Origin of the sequence: Enteractinococcus helveticum, assembly GCF_001657475.1 — a bacterium.
Taxonomy (GTDB): domain Bacteria; phylum Actinomycetota; class Actinomycetes; order Actinomycetales; family Micrococcaceae; genus Yaniella; species Yaniella helvetica.
Map to the genome: position 1 here is coordinate 127,604 of NZ_LXEY01000018.1, position 21,084 is coordinate 148,687.

Consider the following 21,084-nt stretch of genomic DNA (forward strand, 5'->3'; position numbering starts at 1 on the left):
ATCAATACTGCTATACACCCGTATCTATCTCTAGGATTCCTGTGAGCATTCTTCGTATGTACCACACTGCCGACGGCGCGCAACGCCCAACCCACTACCGCGAAGCCTGGTGGGAAGAAGAAGCCGGTGAATTTGTGCTTCACCACGGATCAGTGGGTGACACCGGGACGACTACGGTCGAAAAAGTCGCCGATGCAGCCGAAGCTGATGTCCTGCTGGCATCTTTTGAACAACAGAACCTTACCGATCATTATGTGGATGTAGTCGATACTGAACACGAGACAGTGACGGTCAAAATAAGATTTAAGGGGACAACCCCTACCCAGGTCGAAATGACCAATGCAGAAAAATTCACCATAGCGTATTCGGGACTGCTCGGCTGGAGAGGTCTGGGCACCGTTGATGCATATCAAATGGCACCCGATGAACCGGCGTTTAGTATCGCAGTGCACACGGTGCACCGTAGCAAGGCGATGAAGCTTGCACAGGAAGCGCTTAAGAAGACTGACTTCCGAAGTGACCGGTTGCGGGTAGAACGGAGCTAAACAATGCAATATCGCCGTGTTGGCCATTCTGGACTGGTGGTCTCTGCCGTCGGTTTCGGCTGCAATAATTTGGGACGCTCACAATCTGCTACAGAAGAGCCCGAAGAAGCAATCCGAGTTGTCAACGCCGCCGTTGATGCCGGTATTACGTATTTCGATACGGCTGATACCTATGGCAAGACTCCTGGCCTTTCCGAACAGTACCTCGGACAGGCTCTGGCTACGAGACGAGATCACGTGGTCATCAGCACGAAATTTGGGATGGACATGAAAGGCGCCAATGGACCAGACTTTGGTGCACGAGGATCCCGCAGCTATATCATCACGGCGGTTGATGCGTCTTTGCAGCGCCTCAAGACTGATTACATCGATTTACTGCAATATCACACCCCAGATCCGCTGACACCGATCGATGAGACGCTGGCTGCCCTTGACCATCTCATTACCGAGGGTAAAGTCCGCTACATTGGGCATTCAAACTTTGCTGGCTGGCAAATTGCACAGGCCGAATACGTCGCTCGAGAGTTGGGCACAGAACGGTTCATTTCTGCCCAAAACCACTACAACCTCATGGATCGCAGAGCGGAGTTGGAGGTTCTGCCTGCAGCACGGGCTTTTAACTTGGGGGTGTTCCCATATTTCCCCTTAAACAATGGCCTATTGACCGGAAAATACAATCCCAGCGGAGGACCGGCTGGTGCCCGACTATCGTATGTTCGTCAACACATGGTCAAAAATGCTGACTGGGACCAGCTAACTCGCTATGCACAATTTGCCGAAGAACGCGGCATGAGTCCGGTCGATGTAGCATTTGGTTGGTTAGCGGCGCAAAATCCCGTGGCATCTGTGATTGCCGGAGCTACTCGAGTGGAGCAAGTTCAACAGAATGCGCGAGCTCTTGAATATCAGTTCACGGCGGATGACCTCGCGGAGTTAGACGAGATCTTTCCTGCCGTCGAGAAGATTGCCCTATTCTAAATAGCTCGCGTCGTACGAAAGTAGTTGATCATCAGTACATTCTTCGACATCGCCATAAACATCGGGGCGATCGGGCTCGTAGCGATCATGGTTTGGTCGTTGTGGAGCCTGACGAAGGCACCCCTGAACGCAGTACAACGTCTATGGTGGGTGTTGGCCATCTTCATTTTGCCCGGTATCGGCTCCATCGCCTGGTGGTGGTGGATTAAACGCTATTATCCACGTCGGCATGCCGAGGATCCAACCTGGGACCCGGCAACGAAAGCCTCAAATCAGCAGGTTATGGGGCGTCCACGTCCGAGCCGAGGCCGTTATTCAAATCCGCGGGATTGAGCGCTAGGCCGGTTCGACCTGAACGAGGATCCAGCCGTCTTCAATGGCTGTCTCATGTCGGGTTAACGGCCGTTGGGCAGGACCAGCGATCGCATCGCCCGTCAACTTGTCAAAATTCGAGGCGTGACATGGGCAAACAAACGGAGATGAGGCGTCGTGGTCTTTAACACCTACGATGCAGCCTTGATGCGTGCAGACTGCGGAATAGGCATGCACAACATCCTGGCTTTCGCGATGTATCAACACCTGATTGGCCCCCACTGCCATCTGTACTGATTCGCCAGGTTGCAGATCGTCTAATGCCAGCGCTTTGGTCAAAGCTCCACCGGAGAAGGTGTCTTGTTCAGGGCCGGGTGAACACGCTGATAAGGCGACGGCTGCGGTTGCAGCGGCTCCAGTAGCAGCTAAAAATGTGCGACGGTTCGGTAGTTTTTTACAGCAGCTCATATCGTGTTCAATCCTGGTTTTAAAGCTGGATCTGATGGTGGACTGGATTATTTGTCGAGGGGATCCGGGTCCAAAAGCGCAACTGTGATAACCGCTGAGGTTGCTTGCACTTGCCATGGACGAGCCCCGAGGTCCCGAAGGCGGCGTTCGATTGACTCCGGGGTGATCGGCTCAGGCGGACGCCAACATAACTCACGAAGAGTCTCGGGCAATAGGAGATTTTCTAGTGGCATGCTCTGTTCTTCTGCGACCCTGGCAAGCCGTTTGCGACTTGTTTGCAGACGCCGCGCGGCCAGCGGGTCTTTTTCCCGCCATGCCTTGACCGCTGGGGGAGCCTGAGAAGAAATTCGTAGTGGCGGGACTTTATCAGGGTCCTGCGCAATTTTGATACCGTCTTGGATTGCTTGTAGCCAGCGACGAGCATCTTTAGCCGCAGCACGACGACGCATGCGGGGGATCTTCATGAGTTGGGGGACCGTTCGTGGCCTAGCCTTGGCTACTGCAATCAGGGTGCGGTCATTGAGGAGTTTCCCAGGTGGGAGATCACGAGACTGAGCAAGCTTTTCCCGTGTGGTCCACAGAGAACGAACAATAGCTAGCGCTCTACGATCGGTAATCTCGTGGATCCCTGAGGTCTTGCGCCAAGGATCTTTCCGTGGCGGTTTGAGCGGGCGCGTTAGTAGGGCATTGAACTCTTCATAGGCGATTTCAAGTTTGTGCTCGCTCTGGAGCTCATCAATCATTGCTTCACGCAGTTGGTGGAGCAGCTCAACGTCAAGTGCGGCGTAATTGCGCATGTCTTCAGTCAGTGGTCGTACAGACCAATCCGCTGCCGAATGCTCTTTGGCTAACGTGACGTTGAGTTTGCGCTCCAACAGGGCAGACAGACTTACACGAGGATACCCGAGCAGTCGGCCAGCGAGTTCAGTGTCGAAGAGTTGATCAGGCCACAGACCCGCTTGCCGTAGCGAAGGTAAGTCTTGAATGGCCGCATGTAGAATCCACTCGACTCCCGTCAAGGCTTGCTGTATTGGTTCAAGATCATCCAGGGCTTCAGAGTCAATGAGCCAAATCGTATCGCCATCGCGTTTGAGCTGAATCAGAAAAGCCCGTTGCCCATACCGGTAACCGCTGGCTCGCTCGGTGTCTACTGCAACAGGTCCGGTGCCAGAGCGGAGTTTGTCTGCAGCGTGCTGGAGCTGAGCCGGAGTGTCGATCACTGATGGTATCCCGGCGATAGGTTGGTCGATGAGAACAGGGTCGAGAACCTGTGAGGTCTCAGCGGCGTGCTGAGATTCCTCGGAATCGCCTGCCGTGAGATGCGTGCTAGAAATCGTTACTTCCTTCGATGTGGGCTAAACGGAATGACACCCTCGGTTACGGGTGGTAATCCGGCGAATGTGCAGACCATATCACTCCACGCAGTCAGATGCCGATCAAGATAGTCACCTTCTGGAGTCCAGGACGCACGTAGTTCTAAGTCTATCGTCTCGATTTGCTGATCCAGCATGCCAAACCCTTGGGACAGCACTCGACTTGCGGTACCACCGGGTTGACGGTAGGTGGCTTCAGCGTCATCTAGAGCCTCAACCATCCAAGTCCAAGCGACTTCTGAGACGAGCGGATCTTCTCCCAAATCCGACTCAAGGCGAGTTTTGATATACGTAACAATTCGGAAATTTCCGTCCCAGACTTCCGAATATTCAGGATTGTAGAGCATGATGAAGCGACCAACTGCTAGTGCTTCGCCGTTGCTGGCTGCCACATCAGCAGACATTGCCACCGCATACGGAGCAAGTTTTGCAGGCGCAGGAACCTCGTTGAGCTCGACCTCATCGCGCGTGTTGGCTTGACGCAACTGATCAAGGGCCACTCGAAATGTCTGCGGAGCGGCCTGCAAAGCTTGCGCATGAGACTGTCGTGGATTCACACTCCCAGATTAAACCCCCACTTGAAGGATTTTGTGGACGGCGCGCCGAAAACCTGCTACCGAGAAATTAATCTTGCGATTTTGTCAAATTTAGGCTCAGGGAGTTGATGCAGTAGCGAAGGTCAGTTGGCGTATCGAAACCCTCGCCGGCAAAAACGTGTCCTAGATGTGAGTCACAATTGGCGCACCGTACTTCCACGCGTGTCATGCCTAGAGAATTGTCTTCGATATAGACGATACGTTCATTATCGGTTGGCGCATAGAACGATGGCCAGCCACATCGGGCATCAAATTTGGTCGTTGAAGCAAATAGTTCCTGGCCGCAAGCCCGGCAGGAGTACACCCCAGCATCTTCAGCGTCCCAGTATTCGCCGGTGAAAGGACGCTCGGTCCCAGCTTGGCGTAGAACTTGGAAGGCTTCGGGGCTCAATCGCTGGCGCCATTGGTCTTCCGACAAGGATCGTGCTTGTTCAGCGGCTAGTGGCTCATTGGCTGACTGGGAGAAATCTGATGTGCTTGTCATGTCGCCAATCTATCGTTGGTGACTGGCCAAATCTACTGTTTTGCCTCACTGCAAAACTCGCCATACGCAATCAGGCGAAACGGGTACGAGTGGCTGGCAAAAAACTGTACTTCACGTCAGAATGTTAGGCATGGGTGACAACAACCTGGGTAATTTTGTCCGAACGCCATTTTCCTACACCCAAAATCGTCGAACGAAACGTACCATTCGCTGGTCAGCCGTGGGAGCTATCACTGGGGCCCTGGCAGGCACTGTGCTAGCAGCGATTCCCACGCTTGCGTCCATTTTTGCTCGTACGGTGGTCACTCCGGAGCCACATCCGGCAGAAGATGTTCGCATCTATCGGTATCGGCCTTCCACCGATGACAGGACTCCGGATCTCGTTGACCTTGCGATTACGAATCAGACCACCGTGCGCGGGCAATATGCCTTGGTCTTTCACGAGAGCCAAGGGGTAGCTCGCATCGGTGAGGTCGTGTCAATCGATCGTAAGCAACAAATTGTCACGCGGCAGGTAGAAGAAATTTACAGTGGTGACCTGTCCCAAGCCGTACGCGGTCGCTGGGCGGGGTTCGTGTGGCCTACGCCGCGAGCAGCGGGTTACACGTCCCAAGATGTATGGATTCCGGTAGACAACGGTCTCGCCCCGGCATGGTTTATTCCGTCTAGTCGTCAAACGCAGTTCCATGATACGTGGATGATTACCGTTCACGGGCGAGGTTCTAAACGCAACGAAGGATTGCGGATGATGGGCATTGCTCAACGGATGGGTATGCCAGGATTATTAGTGTCTTACCGCAACGACGGTGAAGCACCGGATGCTCGGGACAAACGCTACGGGCTGGGGGCCACCGAGTGGCCGGACATTGAGGCTGCAATCTTATATGCACTCAATAACGGTGCAACATCTGTTGTCCTGGCTGGATACTCTATGGGGGCGGCGGTCAGCTTACAGCTAGCTCAACGCTCCTCACTGGCCCGTTACGTTCAAGGGCTTGTGCTGATCGGTCCGGTTATTGATTGGTTAGATGTGTTGCGTCATCAAGCTCGGGTCAATCGACTGCCCCATCCGGCCGGCAAATTAGGGCGCTGGCTGATCGAATCACCCTGGGGACGCACCATCACAGGACTGGCAGCCCCGCTAGATTTTCGTCAGCTCGATTGGGTCAGCCGCTCCGGTGATATCACCCACCCCATCTTGATACTGCATTCCCAAGACGACGACTTTGTCCCGATTGGTCCGTCGGAAAAATTAGCGCATAAGAACCGTCGTCTTGTCAGCCTGATTCGATTCCAGCAGGCTCGTCACACGCGAGAGTGGAATGTTGATCCAGTACGGTTTGAATCAGCCGTATTGACCTGGTTGCATGTTTTACTCAATGGGATCTCCCCTTCGCGGCTCAGCCTGGCAGGCACAACACCTGCTGAATAACGGCTAAACCTCTATACTGGGAGGCATTCAATCTACCCCTGACGCCCGTTGTGTTAAACGGGAGAGGAGTTCACTACAGTGGCAGGTCACTCAAAATGGCATACAACGAAGCATAAGAAAGCCGCGCTGGACGCCAAACGCGCCAAAATGTATGCCACCCACATCAAGGCTATTGAAGTTGCTGCTCGGGCCGGTGGGGCCGACCTGGACGGAAACCCTGCGCTAGAGGTGGCGGTTACCAAGGCCAAGAAACAATCTGTCCCCAATGACAATATCGATCGGGCTATTAAGCGCGGCGCCGGGTTGACCGGTGAAGTCGTTGACTATGTCGAAATCATGTATGAAGTTCGTGGTCCGGTAGGATCTGCGCTGCTCATCGAATGTCTGACCGATAACCGAAACCGTGCCGCGTCTGAAGTACGAGCCACCGTTACTCGTAATGGCGGACAAATGGCTGACCCTGGGTCCGTCGCCTTTATGTTTGAACGCCGTGGAGTGGTCCGAGTACCGGCAGAAAACAATGAAGAAGACGACGTCATGATGGCAGTTATCGAAGCTGGCGCCGAAGAAATCGTTCGCTCAGGTACGGCATTTGAAATTATTTCCGATCCATCAGATGTACAAAGCGTCTCAAAAGCTCTTGATGATGCAGCCATCGAATACGAATCTGATGATGTGGAATTCTATGCGGAGATGAAAGTTGAACTGGATGCGAAAGCAGCGAGCTCCTTCGTGCAACTTTGGGACGCCGTTGAAGAACTCGATGACGTGCAAAACGTTTATACCAACGTCGAAATCTCTGCTGAGGTGCTTGAAGAAATGGCAGCCCAGGACGCCTAAGTGACCAATCGACGTGTCCATACAAAAACAGCCGCCGGGATACTGCGTGTCATCGCCGTTGACCCGGGGCTGACGCGCTGCGGTATTGCAGTCGTCGACATCGCTGCGAATCGCAGCGCGCAGCTCGTTGATGTGACCGTGGTAGGAAGTCCAGGTACGGAATCTATAGGTCATCGGTTGTCAGTTATCGACCGAGCCATGGATGAATGGCTTGTGAAGTATCAGCCGGACCACCTTGCGGTCGAGCGAATGTTTGCCCAGCATAATACCCCGACGGTGATGGGCACAGCCCAAGCCTCTGGTGTGGCTATTGCTGCGGCGGCTCGCAAAGACATTCCTACCGCACTATTGACGCCTTCTGAGGTCAAAGCTGCAGTGACCGGTTCGGGCAGTGCAGATAAGCAACAAGTTACTGCCATGGTGACTCGCATATTGAATCTCGAAACCCCTCCGAAGCCTGCCGATGCAGCTGATGCCATTGCGGTGGCTATTGCACACGCGTGGCGTGGGGGACTCTTTGGTCGAGGCCTAGACACGGGCAAACTAACCAGTCCAGCAAGAAAATCTAGATTCGAGAACAAACCTGCGAATTTGACGCCTGCTCAGAAGCTGTGGCTGGCAGCTGAAAAACGAGCGAAATAGGCCTCGAGCCGCCGCCACGACCACAGTCAAGGCGTATAATCACGTGAAAATGATGGTGGATAGCCGTCAGAGGGAGAGCATATGATCTCGTCGCTAACCGGCGAAATCCAACATATTGGGACCGATAATGCCGTGATACAGGTTGCCGGCGTCGGCTACGTTTTTTCGGCTAGTCCCAACACTCTGTCGGCACTACGGCTCGGCAGCGAAGTTACGGTTCAAACATTGCTGATGATCCGTGACGACAACCCAGTCCTTTTCGGATTTGGTACCGCCGATGAACGTGAGATCTTCGAGACGATGATGACCGTCTCAGGCATCGGGCCGCGAATCGCGTTAGCGGTGTTGTCCGTTTTTGACCCCGATGAGGTCCGACAGCACATCGATCAACAAGACGATAAAGCCTTTACCAAGGTTCCGGGCATCGGGCCGAAGTCTGCACGGCGGATCATACTTGAACTGTCTGGCAAACTTGTCCCACGGGATGAGCCAGATCAGCCTTCGACAACAACTAGCCGTAGTAAAGAGCCAGCATGGAAAGATCAAGTCCAACAGGCGCTTATTGGTCTTGGCTGGAACGAAAAAGATGCGCTGAAGGGTATTGCCAACGCGTTGGAAACGAATCCAGATCTGGCAGAATCCCCTGACGTTTCAGCTGCTCTGCGCGCAACCCTACAAAATCTTGGCGAAGGCCAAAGAAGGCAACGGCTCTAATTCATGACAGACTCAAGTTTCTCCCCGCACAATGAAGATCGGATCGTGACCGGTAACGCGTCCACCGAGGAACGCGAAGTCGAAGCCGCCTTGCGACCCAAAAACCTTGCGGATTTCGTGGGGCAACACCGCGTTAGACAACAACTAGCTCTCGTGTTAGAAGCAGCCAAGCTCCGAGGCGCAACCGCAGATCACATTCTGTTGTCTGGTCCTCCCGGCTTGGGCAAAACGACGCTGTCGATGATTGTGGCCGAGGAAATGGGCGCACCGTTGCGAATCTCCTCTGGACCAGCGATCCAACACTCTGGTGACTTAGCCGCCATCTTGTCTTCGCTGACGGAAGGCGAAGTGCTCTTCCTGGATGAAATCCACCGCATGTCTCGACCAGCGGAAGAAATGCTCTATATGGCAATGGAAGATTTCAGGGTCGATATTGTGGTGGGGAAAGGCGCAGGCGCGACGTCTATTCCACTTGAATTGCCCCCTTTTACCATTGTTGGCGCAACCACTCGAGCGGGCTTGCTGCCGGCTCCGTTGCGGGATCGTTTTGGCTTCACCGGACATTTAGACTTTTATTCGACCGAAGAGCTCGAAATGGTGATTCGTCGATCTGCGGCCATGCTGGATATGAGTCTGACCAATGAGGCGTTTACAGAGATTGCCTCCCGTTCTCGTGGCACCCCGAGAATCGCTAACAGGCTATTACGCAGGGTCCGCGACTGGGCGCTCGTCAATAGCTTGGCTTCAGTGGACGCACGCGCAGCGGCTTCTGCCTTAGAAATGTATGAAGTTGATTCTCGTGGGCTGGACCGACTCGATAGGTCGGTGCTGGATGCCCTGTGCACGAAGTTCAATGGGGGACCGGTAGGGCTGTCAACGCTTGCCATCGCCGTCGGAGAAGAAATTGAAACTGTTGAGACCGTGGCAGAACCATATCTCGTACGGGAAGGTCTGTTAGGTCGGACTCCCCGGGGGCGGATCGCTATGCCGGCTGCGTGGGAACATCTTGGCCTTAAGCCTCCCGAGGATACTGCCTCAGAAAGTCTGTGGTCGCTGTTGCCGGAAGGTACGGCTCGTGAGCCAGAAGTTGATGGGCACCATGACGTACCAGAAAACTACATGCCGCAGGAAGATACAGAAGGAATGCTATTTTTTGATGACCGAGACTGAGTGACATAACATTCACCGGTTACCGCTGGGTAGCGACATGAAATTCACGCTATTTAAGTCAGGCCATTAGGATAGGCTCAGACATTGTGTGTAATTGCCGTAAGACCGGCAGTTTTCCGTGAGTGCATAGCCCTGCACTGTATGACGACAAGATAGTTGGTAGATGATTAATGACCCATAACGCTGAATTCGCCACCGTTATCGCACAAGCCGAAGGCGGCCAAGAAGGCGGTTCGAGCATGTTCATGCTCCTCATGTTGGCAGTACTTGGTTTGCTGTTCTTCATGATGATCCGCCGTAGCCGTAAAGCTATGAAAACTCAACAACAACAGCGCGCCTCGATGGAACCCGGCATGCAGGTCATGACTACGTTCGGACTCTACGGAACCATCATCGAAGTTGATCGTGATGACAATAAAGCCGTCATCGAACTGTCTCCGGGACACTTTGCGACTGTTCACCTTCAAGCGATCGGACAGGTCGTTGAGGAAACGAACGCTGAGGAACTTCCTGAATCTGATATCACCGTCGATGATATTCCAGATTACCCAGAGCAAGCTTCGCCGGACACTCCAGATACCGATTACGGTTCAGAATACAAAGACCCGCGCGACGACCGCGACCGCTAAGCCCGGCAGTAACAGTTCCTCCTTGTCAAATAACATATTGAAAGCCCGTTATATCCATGGCGTCTAAGAACCCACAGTCCCGTGCTCGACGTTCGCTGGCATGGTTGACAGCAATAATTGTTGGCCTGGGTGTCATCATGGGCATTGGCATTGCCACCAACAATTCCAATGGTCTACCGCTGCTGGCCCTAGATCTCGAGGGCGGTACCCAAATGGTTCTGTCCCCAGAAACGTCGACGGGCGAAGCGGTTACCTCCGAACAAATGAACCAGGCCGTTGAAATTATTCGTCAACGTGTCGATGGTTCCGGTGTTTCAGAGGCCGAAATTAATACACAAGGTGACAACAATGTTGTTGTCTCTATGCCTGGCACTCCGGATGCCCAGACCCGCGAATTGATCCAGGCCTCAGCCAACATGGAATTCCGGTCGGTTCTCACCTCCGGACCGTTCCAGGCCACTCCCGAAGAAGAACGCCTCGATATTTCTGAAATTCGAGAACCCGAGGCGACCCCTGAGAACGGCTCTGATCCGAATTGGATTACTCCCGAAGTCTATGACGAGTTCCAAAGCACAGACTGTACGGCCCCGGAAGCTGGACAGGTGCGTGACGACCTACCGGCAGACGAGGCAGTTGTAGCGTGTGACTTCAGCACGCAAACCAAATACATTCTGGGACCCCTTGAAATTTCCGGCGACGAGATCGATTCCGCCGAGCACGGGATGGCTTCGACCCCAACAGGTGTTTCTTCCAATCAGTGGGTCGTAAACATCAGCTTTGAGGATGAGGGTGCGGAAAAGTTCCGTGAAATCACCCAGCGACTGACTGGCATGAGTTCGCCGCAGAACCAGTTCGCGATTCTGCTCGATGGCCAGATTGTGTCTGCACCTGCCTCGCAGGCCGTCATTCTTGACGGCCAAGCGCAGATTTCTGGCAACTTTACAGAAGAAACTGCAGCGCAGCTTGCTGAACAGCTCCAATATGGTTCGCTGCCTATCTCCTTTGAAGTTGAATCAGAGCAACAGATTTCAGCCACGCTGGGTCAAGATCAGCTGTTCTGGGGACTGATCGCAGGTCTGATTGGTCTCGCACTGGTTGCGATTTATCAGTTCTTCCAATACCGTGCCCTCGGTCTGGTCACTCTGACATCCATCGTCATTATGGGCATTTTGACCTATCAAGCCATTGTCTTACTGGGCTGGTCTGATAACTATCGCCTGTCACTGGCGGGGATCGCGGGTATCATCGTCTCGATTGGTCTGACCGCGGACTCGTTTATTGTGTATTTCGAACGTATTAAAGACGAAATGCGCAACGGTAGACCGTTCGAGGCCGCCGTTAACTATGGGTGGGATCGAGCCAAACGAACCATTACCGTTTCCAAGCTGGTCAACATCCTTGCGTCAGTAGTGCTGTTCTTCGTGGCAGTAGGTAACGTTAGAGGATTTGCCTTCACTCTCGGACTGACCTCGATCGCCGACCTCATTGTGGTGTACATGTTCACCCACCCGGTCATGCAACTGCTTGCCAAGACGAGATTCTTCGCATCAGGACACCCGATGTCGGGTATGGATCCGTCGCTTCTAGGCCAAAAACCCTTATATCAGGGGGCAGGACGAATTCGTGAGTTCCGTCCCGAACAAGAAGTCGTTGAAGTTCGGGCCAAGAAAAGCAAACGGTCTGGCAAAGAAGCTGCACGGCGTCAGACAATTGCCGAACGCCGTGCAGCAGAGCGTGAAGCAGCGCTGCAATCATCCAGAACATCAGATAGCGAGCCTGCACAGGAGGACTCATGAGTCGCTTAGCAACCTGGGGTAACGAACTCTATGCGGGCAAAAAATCATACCCGTTTGTCCAGAAATGGAAAACCTGGTTTGTCGTTGCATTGATCCTTTTGGTCGTGGCCGGGGGCATTACCGCACTTCGCGGGGGCTTCAACCTTGGTATCGAATTTCGCGGAGGTTCTGAATTCACCGTATCGGCCGTAGAAAATACTGATCCATCGATTGGTGAACAAGCCGTCTCGGAAGTTCTGCCAGACGTCGAAGCTACAGCTACCACCATCGCGCCGGGAACAATCCGCGTTCAAACCGCTGAATTATCTGACGATCAAACATTACAGGTCGCCACGAATCTTCAAGAAGGCTACAGCGTTGCTCCAGAACAGGTGACGTCGAACTTTGTCGGACCGACCTGGGGTGAGGCCGTATCGCAGCAGATGCTGATTGGCCTGATCGTGTTCCTGGTACTGGTCGCACTGTATTTAGCGATCTATTTCCGAACCTGGAAAATGTCAGCTGCGGCCATCGTTGGCCTGATGTATGTTGTCGCACTGACTGTTGGTATTTACGGGGCAGTGGGCTTTGAAGTAACGCCACCAGCTATTATCGGTTTTCTGTTGATTCTGTCCTATTCGCTGTATGACACCGTCGTGGTGTTCGATAAGATTCGCGAAAATACCCAAAACCTCGACGAGGACAGGAGGCGGACCTTTGATGAGCTGGTTAACCTAGCCGTCAACCAAACATTGGTTCGCTCGATTACGACCTCCATCGTGGGTATTTTGCCGGTGGGGTCCATCCTGTTCATCGGTGCAGGACTGCTTGGTGCAGGAACACTTCGCGATATTTCATTGTCGATCTTCGTTGGCATCATCGTTGGCACTGTCGCCACACTGTTTATCCAGGCGCCACTGTATGCGCTGTTCCGGAGAAACGAAGAAGCCATCCAAGACCGTGATGCCAGAATTCTACGTCGCCGGGGTTCACAAGAACCGCAGGGCGAGGATGTTGAAACTGCGGCGTCGTCGCAGAAGTAGTCGCTCCACGGCCGATTACCTGGTGTCCTATAGCCTCGAACCGGAGGTTATAGGACACTGTGGTTTTAAGCTGATATGTTCGAATCCATCAATTAAGTGTCACCAAAGGTTTATGACACACTAAGCTAGGTGACTAGATCGAAGTTCATGGTAAGGGGAGGGTTTGTGGCTTCATCACAACCAACATCACCTCAAGGTGGACAGCAGGGTCCCGATGCCCTGACTCCAGCGCGAGGTTTTGGTCGTTTCGCCCGTCTTACAGGACGAGGCTACTCGCCGCTGCTTGAACCCCTGATCCGCACCCTAAAAGTTCGGAACCCCAAAGACGATATCGGACCAATCATCCGAGCTTTCAATGTGGCGAATTATCACCACCGTGAGCAGTACCGGAAATCGGGTGACCCGTACATTACCCATCCGGTAGCGGTAGCCACAATTCTTGCCGAACTCGGACTGACCGGTGAAACACTCATCGCAGCGCTGTTACACGATACGGTCGAAGACACCGAATACACGCTTGAGCAGCTCACGAAGGACTTCGGCCCAGATGTTGCACTGCTAGTTGATGGTGTCACAAAACTTGACCGGGTGGATTTCGGCTCTGCTGCAGAAGCAGAAACCGTTCGCAAAATGATTATTGCGATGGCCAAAGACGTCCGTGTGTTGATGATCAAACTTGCCGACCGGCTCCACAATGCGCGCACATGGCGTTATGTTGCCCCCGAATCATCCGCTCGAAAAGCCAAAGAAACCCTGGAAATCTATGCTGCGCTGGCACATCGCCTGGGGTTGAATACGATCAAGTGGGAGCTGGAAGACCTCTCATTTGCGGCACTGTCACCAAAAGTTTATGCAGAGATCGTTCGGCTCGTGGGGGAGCGGACGCCTCAACGCCAAAAGATCGTTGCCAATTTGACGGAACAAGTCGATAAGGAACTTCGCTCTGTCAAAATTAAAGCCACGGTGACTGGTCGATCGAAACATTATTACTCGATCTACCAAAAGATGCAGGAACAGGACAAAGAATTCAATGAAATCTACGACCTCCTGGGCATTCGCGTGCTCGTCGACTCGGTTCGTGATTGTTATGCCGTTTTAGGTGCGCTACACGCTCGGTGGTCACCGATTCCGGGGCGATTCAAAGACTACATTGCAATGCCGAAGTTCAACATGTACCAATCACTGCACACCACCGTGATCGGGCCAGGCGGCAAGCGTGTTGAAATCCAGATCAGAACCCATGAAATGCACCATCGAGCCGAATACGGCGTCGCTGCCCACTGGGTTTACAAACGCGGCGGAACGGCCGATGCCGAGACACCCGGGTGGCTCAAGACGGTTCTCGACTGGCAGCAAGACGCCTCGGATCCGAATGATTTTCTTGACTCCCTGCGTACCGAAATCGGTTCAGCAGAAGTTTATGTTTTTACCCCGAAGGGGGAGATCAAAGCACTGCCGTCCGGCTCCACGCCTGTGGACTTTGCATACAGCGTTCACACACAGGTCGGACACCGCACCGTTGGAGCACGCGTCAATGATCGTCTAGTGCCACTCAATACAGTGCTCAATCACGGGGATACCGTTGAGATCTTCACCGACAAAGGTGAAAATGCTGGCCCCTCACAGGACTGGCTTGGATTCGTACGATCAGGCCGAGCACGCAACCGCATACGCCACTGGTTCTCGAAGGAACGCAGGGATGAGGTTATAGAGCGAGGCAAGGAGCTCCTAACCAAAGAGGCTCGCAAACGCACCCTTCCACTGCAGCAGATGCTCAGTACTGATACGCTCACCAAGGTCGCAGAGCAACTCAACCACGAAGACATTCAGGGGCTCTACGTGGGTGTCGGCGATGGAACATTGTCACTAACAAATGTTTTGGACCGGATTGAACGTCTCCTGTCTCCGGAAGACGAAAAAGCGGAACCAGAACCTGACACGGTGTCGATCCCGACCATTCCACCGCCATCGCGACATACCGACTCTGGCATTGTTGTTCCTGGAGCCGGCGACGTAATGGCTAAACTGGCACGGTGCTGTGCGCCAGTGCCGCCGGATAGCATCATCGGGTTTGTGACCAGAGGCTCAGGGATCTCGGTTCATCGCAAGGATTGTTTGAATATCGTCAATACCAACGAACAAGATCGGCTCATTGAGGTGGAGTGGGCTCCGACTTCCGATACGACCTTCAACGTTGATATTCTCGTGCTGGCATTAGACCGCAAGCAGCTGTTGTCAGACTTAACTGCGGTACTGGCTGACCATCATGTCAACATTCTCAGCGCCAATGTGAAAACTCGTCGCGATCGCGTGGCTGAGACGAGCTTCGTCTTTGAAATGGGCGACACCGATCATCTTGAGCATCTTATGAACGCAGTGCGTCAAGTTGATGGCGTTTATGATGTCTATCGGCGTTCTGATCGCAGCAAAAACTCCGCCGCGACCTAAACTACCATCCGATGAATACTCTGGTATTGGCGCACGAGGGATTCGAAAAGTTGCTGCGCGGTCCCTATATCGGGTAAGGCACTGTGGGCATCGAAACGTTGCCTCAACGAGTCAATATTAACTCTATCGAGGAGTTCATACGCTCGATCTTGGTGTCGTTGTGTGCCACCGATTCGCAACAGATCCATGATGGTCAATTCTGGTGCTGTGACGACAACACCGCCGATGATTTGCAGGTCCTCGTCTGAGATATCCGAGCGTTCCAAGTAATCTGACTGTCGAATGGCTGACGACATGATTCGCGATCTCTTCCTCTGGCGTGTTGTGCAAGCGGTTGCTGCCTCGAAGAATTCTGGTGCCTGACCACCTAAATGAATCCATGCTGCGGTCAGTAAGGTTGCAGTCCAGCTGCCAGAGATGAGACGTTCGCCAATCATCCGTACACTTTTAGCTCGCTGTGATGCCGTATCCGGCAGGTCAATATCTACGTAAAATGGTCCAAATTGTGGGCGGAGCATACCATGATACGCCATGGCAGACAGCTCTGATGCGTTATACGGATTGTTGGGTACATAGAGGTGGTATTCGTTCGTAATCGAAAAGGGTGCATCATTGTGTGAAGTAGTCATGAGACTCATGATGACAAAAAACAGCTCCGGCCGACGGCGTGTCGACCGGAGCTGTGGATAACTTCGCCTGTGTGGCTAGCTGGGGTTATTCACCAGCAGCCTGAACTACTTCTAACCATTGGCGGCGTGCCTCGAGCGCCTCTTGGACAGAAGCGATTTTCTTCTGATCTCCGGACTGTTCGGCTGCAGCTAGGTCAGCTTCTAATTGAGCAATCGTGTCTTCCAACTGTGACAAGGCAGAATCGGTACGCGCCTTGGTTTCTGGATCCGTCTTGCGCCAGTGTTCTTCTTCGAGATCGGTCAGATTCCGTTCGAGCTTGGTCATGGCTGCTTCCATGCGGCTCATGTCTTTGCGCGGCACACGTCCAGCTTCATCCCAACGCGCGCGGAGGTCTTTCATAGTGGCGCGTGCTGATTCAAGATTCTTGAAAGGGAGGTGCTGTTCAGCATCTTTGAGAATCTGTTCTTTGACTGCAAGGTTTGCTTCGTATTCACGATCCAATTCAGCATTCGCGGCATCACGAGCATTGAAGAAGACATCCTGTGCGGCCCGGAATCGTGCCCATAGTGCATCGTCATCTTTTCGAGAGGCACGCGGCGACTTTTTCCACTCGGTCATTAGGTCCCGGTACTGGATCGTCGTGGGACCCCAGTCGGTGGAATTCTGCAAGGCTTCAGCACGAGCGATCAAGTCTTCTTTGACCTTCTTTGCTTCCGCATTTCGTGCGTCTAATTGAGAAAAGAATGCTCGACGATTCTTTTCAAACGTATTGCGAGCTGAACGGAAACGCTTCCACAACTCGTCTTCCGTAGCTCGAGGCAAGCGTGGCCCAGTTTTTTGAACGGTACGCCATTGGTCGAACAGTTCACGCATTCTCGCGGTGGACTGTTTCCACTGGGTCTTGTCAGGATCTTGGCCAGAGACTTCTTCGGCCTCAGCGACGATCTTTTCGCGAGCAGCCTGCTGTTCGGCGATGGCCTGCTCGCGCTGAGCCTGCAATTTGGCCTGTCGTTCCACGAGATCATTGCGTAGTTGCCTCGATAGGTCACGAAGTTTCGCCATATCGCCGACCAGCTGTCGGGCAGCAATCGTTTCATCGATCTGATCAAGAGTCTTCTGCAACTCCTGATTCGACACATCAGTGTCAAGGCGCTGTTTGAGTAACTGCAGCTGCGTCATAACGTCGTCATACTTACGAACGTAGTAGGCAAGCGCGTCCTCTGTTGAAGCTTCTGGCACCTGACCAACTTCGACCTTTTCTTCGCCATCGAGAAGGGTTACAACCCCGTCGTCAGATACCTCAGCAAACTGCTTGGCTTCCCCAAGATCAGAGGTGTAGGCAGGCGTTGGTGCCACCGGTGCAACCGGCGGGACTTCAGCTGGGGTAACAGCGCTTGGTTTAGGAGCTACTGGTTTTGGGGCGTCGGGTTGTTGACTCGTTGTCACCGCTATAACTTTCTTCCGTAGGTGGAGATCCCGTCAGCCATCGGATGACTGTGATGAGATGGTCACTGATAGCTTACGCGAAACGCATACAATGGCAGAGTACTTTAAATAGGATGCGTAAGTCTGCGCATTGCACTACCCACCATAGAACTCTTGGAGATCACACCGCTATGTCCCGTAAGACTTCACTTTCTGGATTCCACGAATGGCTGCCTGAAGAGCGTCTCGTAGAACTCCATGTGCTCAATACACTGGCAGAAGTCTTCGAACTCCACGGCTTTTCCAATATTGAAACACGGGCTGTCGAAACGCTGGGGACGCTCCTGCGCAAAGGGGAAATCGACAAAGAGGTGTATACGGTTTCGCGCATTCATGAAACGGATGCCCCAGATCCTGCAGATACTTCGCGTTTGGCATTGCACTTTGACCTGACAGTACCGTTTGCCCGCTACGTGATAGAAAATGCCGGTCACCTAAACTTCCCGTTCCGTCGTTACCAGATCCAAAAAGTCTGGCGCGGTGAACGCCCCCAGGAGGGTCGTGCACGGGAATTCACCCAGGCAGATATCGATGTTGTCGGGGACGGCGCACTGGACTTCCGCCACGACATCGACGTCGCTTTGGTGATGGCCGAAGCACTATCCAAACTGCCGATCGGTCAATTCATTATCCGGATCAATAACCGCAAGCTAGCTGAAGGCTTTTACCGCGGTATCGGTCTTGATGACACCGCCGGAGTGTTACGCAATATCGACAAGCTAGAAAAGATCGGTGCCGAGGAAGTTTCAAAGGCCCTTCAGGAAGAATTAGGCGCTAGCGCGGAACAGGCTGAATTGGCTCTGGCGCTTGCTCAGATTCGTACTGAGGACTCCTCGTTCGCCGACCAGGTCCGCGCACTGGGCGTGGAGGATGAGCTGCTTGAAGAAGGCATCCAAGAGCTTGCAGAAGTTATCGACCAACTGCATAAGCGCGTTCCCGGAACCGCGGTGGCGGATCTGTCGATTGCTCGCGGCCTGGATTACTACACCGGCACCGTGTATGAGACGAACCTGGTGGGCCATGAGCAACTGGGCTCGATCTGTTCCGGTGGCCGATATGATGCACTGGCAACGAAAGGTAAGCGCAGCTTCCCGGGCGTCGGGCTATCAATCGGTGTCACACGATTGATCACACGAATGTTTTCTCAAGATATGGTTGAGGCAACGCGCAAAGTTCCTACCGCAGTCTATGTCGCACTGACCTCAGATGAAGATTGGTCAGCGGCTCAAGACGTGGCCCAGCAGCTACGCTCTCGAGGAATCAATACCGAAGTGGCCACCAAGGCTGAGAAGTTTGGCAAACAAATTCGGCATGCTGATCGTCGGGGCATCCCGTATGTCTGGTTTACCAACTTTGACAACGGCCAGACCATTCACGAGGTCAAAGACATTCGTACCGGGGAACAGGTAGCAGCAGACCCCACCGCCTGGATGCCACCTGCAGAAGATCTTCAAGCCATGATTCTCAACACCGTTCAGCACAACGACTGATTGCGCTGAACGGTAGACTAGCTTCGAATATCACAGAATTTCAATCAACACGTAGAACTCAAAAGGGGAAACACAACGTGCTTCGCACCCATCAACTCGGCAAACTCAACGCCGAACACATTGGCCAAACCGTGACCGTGGCAGGCTGGGTGGCTCGCCGTCGCGACCATGGTGGTGTAGCTTTCATCGACCTGCGTGATGCCTCCGGTATCGCACAAATCGTAGTGCACGATGAATCCCAGTTCGATCACCTGCGCAACGAATACGTCCTGCAGGTTACCGCTGAGGTAAAGGCGCGTCCTGAAGGTTCGGAGAACGCAAATATTGCATCGGGCGATGTTGAGCTCTACGCCTCTGAAGTCACCGTGCTCAACACCGCAGCAGCGCTTCCATTCCAAATCGATGAGCACGTTGAAGTCGGCGAAGAAGTTCGCCTCAAGCATCGCTACCTAGACTTGCGTCGTCCTGAGCCAGCTCGCATTATGCGCTTGCGTTCGGAAGTTAACCGCATTGCCCGCAACCTGCTGGCGGACCATGACTTCATCGAAGTTGAAACGCCAACGCTGACTCGTTCTACGCCAGAAGGCGCGCGCGACTTCCTGGTCCCAGCACGTTTGGAACCGGGCTCCTGGTATGCCTTGCCACAGTCGCCACAGCTGTTCAAACAGCTACTACAGGTCGGTGGCATTGAGCGCTACTACCAAATCGCACGCTGCTATCGTGACGAAGACTTCCGCGCAGACCGCCAGCCAGAGTTCACCCAGATGGATATCGAAGCATCCTTTGTCGAACAAGACGACATCATCGAACTCGCTGAAAACCTGCTGACGGAGATTTGGAAACTCATCGGCGTGGAAATCTCCACACCGATTCCACGGATCACCTACAAAGATGCCATGGAAAAATACGGCACAGACAAACCAGATCTGCGATTCGGTCTGGAACTGACCGACATGACCGAATACTTCAAAGACACCCCGTTCCGGGTATTCCAAAACGAATACGTCGGTGCAGTCGTGATGCCAGGTGGAGGCGCACAGCCTCGTCGTCAGCTGGATGCATGGCAGGAATGGGCAAAACAGCGCGGTGCCCACGGCCTGGCCTATGTGCTGTACAAAGAAGACGGCGAAATGACCGGCCCAGTGTCCAAGAACATCACGGAAGCAGAACTTGCCGGTCTGGCTGAAAAAGTTGGTGCGAACCCTGGCGATGCGATCTTCTTTGCTGCCGGTGATCCTGCCGCTTCACGCGCCCTGCTGGGTGCAGCCCGTGTTGAAATTGGTCACCGCGTTGGGCTAATCAAAAACAACTCTGAAGTACCAGCAGAAGAACAAGACTGGTCCTTTGTGTGGGTCGTTGATGCCCCGCTGTTTGAACCTGCTGCCCTGGCTGAAGCCGAAGGTGACGTCGCAGTCGGCGATGGTGCCTGGACTGCTGTACACCACGCGTTCACTTCGCCAAAACCTGAATACCTCGACACCTTTGACACCAACCCGGGTGAAGCGTTGGCCTACGCCTACGACATCGTCATCAATGGCAACGAAATCGGTGGCGGGTCAATTCGTATTCACAACCAGGAAATCCAAAAGCGGGTCTTCAAGGTCATGGGTATCTCCGAAGAAGACGCCCAAGAGAAGTTTGGCTTCCTGCTAGACGCCTTCCAATACGGTGCTCCACCACACGGTGGTATCGCCTTTGGATGGGACCGCATGATCTCATTGCTTGCTGGAACGGATTCCATCCGTGAAGTCATCGCCTTCCCGAAGACCGGCAACGGCCACGACCCACTCACCGACGCACCCGCTCCAATTCCCGATGAGCAGCGTGCCGAGACCGGTGTGGACTTTGTACCAGAAGAAGACGACATGACAGAAGAAGTCAACGCCTAACAACTGCTTTGACCTTGATCAAAACGCCGGTCGGACTTGCGGGTCTGATCGGCGTTTTGTTGCAAAATCGAAACGACTGTCTTGTTGTCGTCACTTTGACTGAGTATTCGGCATGTTTCGGACACCTAGAATCTGCAAGCG

General features: G+C 53.5%; 20 protein-coding genes. 14 read left to right on the top strand and 6 right to left on the bottom strand.

The genetic code is table 11. The features are described from left to right. Nucleotides 1–41 precede the first annotated feature (41 nt). The 3 genes from A6F49_RS07650 to A6F49_RS17695 are packed head-to-tail and all read left to right on the top strand — an operon-like array spanning nucleotide 42 to nucleotide 1,856. A complete protein-coding gene (locus A6F49_RS07650; RefSeq protein WP_150119421.1) occupies nucleotides 42–545 on the top strand; it encodes a hypothetical protein in 504 nt (167 codons plus the stop codon). A 3-nt stretch (nucleotides 546–548) separates the two neighbouring features. Continuing rightward, nucleotides 549–1,523 (top strand): aldo/keto reductase, encoded by a 975-nt coding sequence (locus tag A6F49_RS07655; RefSeq protein ID WP_043057921.1) that lies wholly within the window; start codon nucleotides 549–551, stop codon nucleotides 1,521–1,523. A gap of 24 nt (nucleotides 1,524–1,547) precedes the next feature. Beyond that, a complete protein-coding gene (locus A6F49_RS17695) occupies nucleotides 1,548–1,856 on the top strand; it encodes a PLD nuclease N-terminal domain-containing protein (RefSeq protein WP_150119422.1) in 309 nt (102 codons plus the stop codon). Nucleotides 1,857–1,859: 3 nt separating this feature from the next. Here A6F49_RS17695 and A6F49_RS07660 read toward each other — a convergent pair whose 3' ends face one another. From A6F49_RS07660 to msrB, 4 genes are all read right to left on the bottom strand, one after another. Beyond that, nucleotides 1,860–2,303, bottom strand: a complete 444-nt coding sequence (locus A6F49_RS07660) for a QcrA and Rieske domain-containing protein (protein WP_043057922.1) — start codon at nucleotides 2,301–2,303, stop codon at nucleotides 1,860–1,862. Nucleotides 2,304–2,350: 47 nt separating this feature from the next. Then, entirely contained in the window at nucleotides 2,351–3,523 is a 1,173-nt protein-coding gene (locus A6F49_RS07665) for an HRDC domain-containing protein (RefSeq protein ID WP_235604909.1), read from the bottom strand. Nucleotides 3,524–3,639: 116 nt separating this feature from the next. Continuing rightward, entirely contained in the window at nucleotides 3,640–4,233 is a 594-nt protein-coding gene (locus tag A6F49_RS07670) for a DUF3000 domain-containing protein (protein ID WP_327019957.1), read from the bottom strand. Between the two features lie 67 nt (nucleotides 4,234–4,300). Beyond that, entirely contained in the window at nucleotides 4,301–4,756 is a 456-nt protein-coding gene (gene msrB / locus A6F49_RS07675) for a peptide-methionine (R)-S-oxide reductase MsrB (protein WP_043057924.1), read from the bottom strand. Between the two features lie 130 nt (nucleotides 4,757–4,886). On the opposite strand from msrB, the gene A6F49_RS07680 reads away from it, so the two are divergent. The 9 genes from A6F49_RS07680 to A6F49_RS07720 all read left to right on the top strand — a co-directional run bounded on the left by A6F49_RS07680 (nucleotide 4,887) and on the right by A6F49_RS07720 (nucleotide 15,449). Beyond that, nucleotides 4,887–6,188 (top strand): alpha/beta hydrolase family protein, encoded by a 1,302-nt coding sequence (locus A6F49_RS07680; RefSeq protein WP_043057925.1) that lies wholly within the window; start codon nucleotides 4,887–4,889, stop codon nucleotides 6,186–6,188. Between the two features lie 78 nt (nucleotides 6,189–6,266). Then, the gene (locus tag A6F49_RS07685; protein WP_043057926.1) at nucleotides 6,267–7,028 is read left to right on the top strand and encodes a YebC/PmpR family DNA-binding transcriptional regulator; all 762 of its coding nucleotides are present in this window, start codon (nucleotides 6,267–6,269) and stop codon (nucleotides 7,026–7,028) included. Then, the gene (gene ruvC / locus A6F49_RS07690) at nucleotides 7,029–7,670 is read left to right on the top strand and encodes a crossover junction endodeoxyribonuclease RuvC (protein WP_235604911.1); all 642 of its coding nucleotides are present in this window, start codon (nucleotides 7,029–7,031) and stop codon (nucleotides 7,668–7,670) included. Between the two features lie 81 nt (nucleotides 7,671–7,751). Next, nucleotides 7,752–8,384, top strand: coding sequence for a Holliday junction branch migration protein RuvA (ruvA, locus tag A6F49_RS07695; RefSeq protein WP_043057927.1), 633 nt, complete (start codon nucleotides 7,752–7,754; stop codon nucleotides 8,382–8,384). Between the two features lie 3 nt (nucleotides 8,385–8,387). Next, a complete protein-coding gene (ruvB, locus tag A6F49_RS07700) occupies nucleotides 8,388–9,554 on the top strand; it encodes a Holliday junction branch migration DNA helicase RuvB (RefSeq protein WP_082911656.1) in 1,167 nt (388 codons plus the stop codon). A 170-nt stretch (nucleotides 9,555–9,724) separates the two neighbouring features. Continuing rightward, nucleotides 9,725–10,183, top strand: coding sequence for a preprotein translocase subunit YajC (gene yajC / locus A6F49_RS07705; RefSeq protein ID WP_052504869.1), 459 nt, complete (start codon nucleotides 9,725–9,727; stop codon nucleotides 10,181–10,183). A gap of 56 nt (nucleotides 10,184–10,239) precedes the next feature. Then, complete coding sequence (gene secD, locus A6F49_RS07710) at nucleotides 10,240–11,979, top strand: protein translocase subunit SecD (protein ID WP_043057928.1); 1,740 nt, start codon at nucleotides 10,240–10,242, stop codon at nucleotides 11,977–11,979. After that, nucleotides 11,976–13,001 (top strand): protein translocase subunit SecF, encoded by a 1,026-nt coding sequence (gene secF, locus A6F49_RS07715; protein ID WP_043057929.1) that lies wholly within the window; start codon nucleotides 11,976–11,978, stop codon nucleotides 12,999–13,001. Before secD ends, secF begins: the two co-directional genes overlap by 4 nt. 165 nt (nucleotides 13,002–13,166) lie before the next feature. Beyond that, on the top strand, nucleotides 13,167–15,449 hold the full coding sequence (locus tag A6F49_RS07720) for a RelA/SpoT family protein (protein ID WP_407643831.1): 2,283 nt from the start codon (nucleotides 13,167–13,169) through the stop codon (nucleotides 15,447–15,449). Here A6F49_RS07720 and A6F49_RS07725 read toward each other — a convergent pair. Next, nucleotides 15,446–16,078, bottom strand: coding sequence for a hypothetical protein (locus A6F49_RS07725; protein ID WP_043057930.1), 633 nt, complete (start codon nucleotides 16,076–16,078; stop codon nucleotides 15,446–15,448). The genes A6F49_RS07720 and A6F49_RS07725 overlap by 4 nt on opposite strands. 85 nt (nucleotides 16,079–16,163) lie before the next feature. Further along, a complete protein-coding gene (locus tag A6F49_RS07730; protein WP_043057931.1) occupies nucleotides 16,164–17,525 on the bottom strand; it encodes a DUF349 domain-containing protein in 1,362 nt (453 codons plus the stop codon). Between the two features lie 170 nt (nucleotides 17,526–17,695). Between A6F49_RS07730 and hisS the strand changes: the two genes are divergently transcribed. Beyond that, nucleotides 17,696–19,054: a histidine--tRNA ligase gene (gene hisS / locus A6F49_RS07735; protein ID WP_043057932.1), complete on the top strand. Its 1,359-nt coding sequence runs from the start codon at nucleotides 17,696–17,698 to the stop codon at nucleotides 19,052–19,054. A 77-nt stretch (nucleotides 19,055–19,131) separates the two neighbouring features. After that, complete coding sequence (gene aspS / locus A6F49_RS07740; protein ID WP_043057933.1) at nucleotides 19,132–20,943, top strand: aspartate--tRNA ligase; 1,812 nt, start codon at nucleotides 19,132–19,134, stop codon at nucleotides 20,941–20,943. Nucleotides 20,944–21,084: the final 141 nt, after the last annotated feature.

Bases quoted from the DNA above. Each gene is read 5' to 3' on its own strand.
- msrB (WP_043057924.1), bottom strand. From the start codon at position 4,756: ATGACAAGCACATCAGATTTCTCCCAGTCAGCCAATGAGCCACTAGCC.
- ruvB (WP_082911656.1), top strand. From the start codon at position 8,388: ATGACAGACTCAAGTTTCTCCCCGCACAATGAAGATCGGATCGTGACC.
- secF (WP_043057929.1), top strand. From the start codon at position 11,976: ATGAGTCGCTTAGCAACCTGGGGTAACGAACTCTATGCGGGCAAAAAA.
- A6F49_RS07660 (WP_043057922.1), bottom strand. From the start codon at position 2,303: ATGAGCTGCTGTAAAAAACTACCGAACCGTCGCACATTTTTAGCTGCT.
- A6F49_RS07655 (WP_043057921.1), top strand. From the start codon at position 549: ATGCAATATCGCCGTGTTGGCCATTCTGGACTGGTGGTCTCTGCCGTC.
- secD (WP_043057928.1), top strand. From the start codon at position 10,240: ATGGCGTCTAAGAACCCACAGTCCCGTGCTCGACGTTCGCTGGCATGG.
- A6F49_RS07680 (WP_043057925.1), top strand. From the start codon at position 4,887: ATGGGTGACAACAACCTGGGTAATTTTGTCCGAACGCCATTTTCCTAC.
- A6F49_RS07725 (WP_043057930.1), bottom strand. From the start codon at position 16,078: ATGACTACTTCACACAATGATGCACCCTTTTCGATTACGAACGAATAC.
- hisS (WP_043057932.1), top strand. From the start codon at position 17,696: ATGTCCCGTAAGACTTCACTTTCTGGATTCCACGAATGGCTGCCTGAA.
- yajC (WP_052504869.1), top strand. From the start codon at position 9,725: ATGACCCATAACGCTGAATTCGCCACCGTTATCGCACAAGCCGAAGGC.
- ruvA (WP_043057927.1), top strand. From the start codon at position 7,752: ATGATCTCGTCGCTAACCGGCGAAATCCAACATATTGGGACCGATAAT.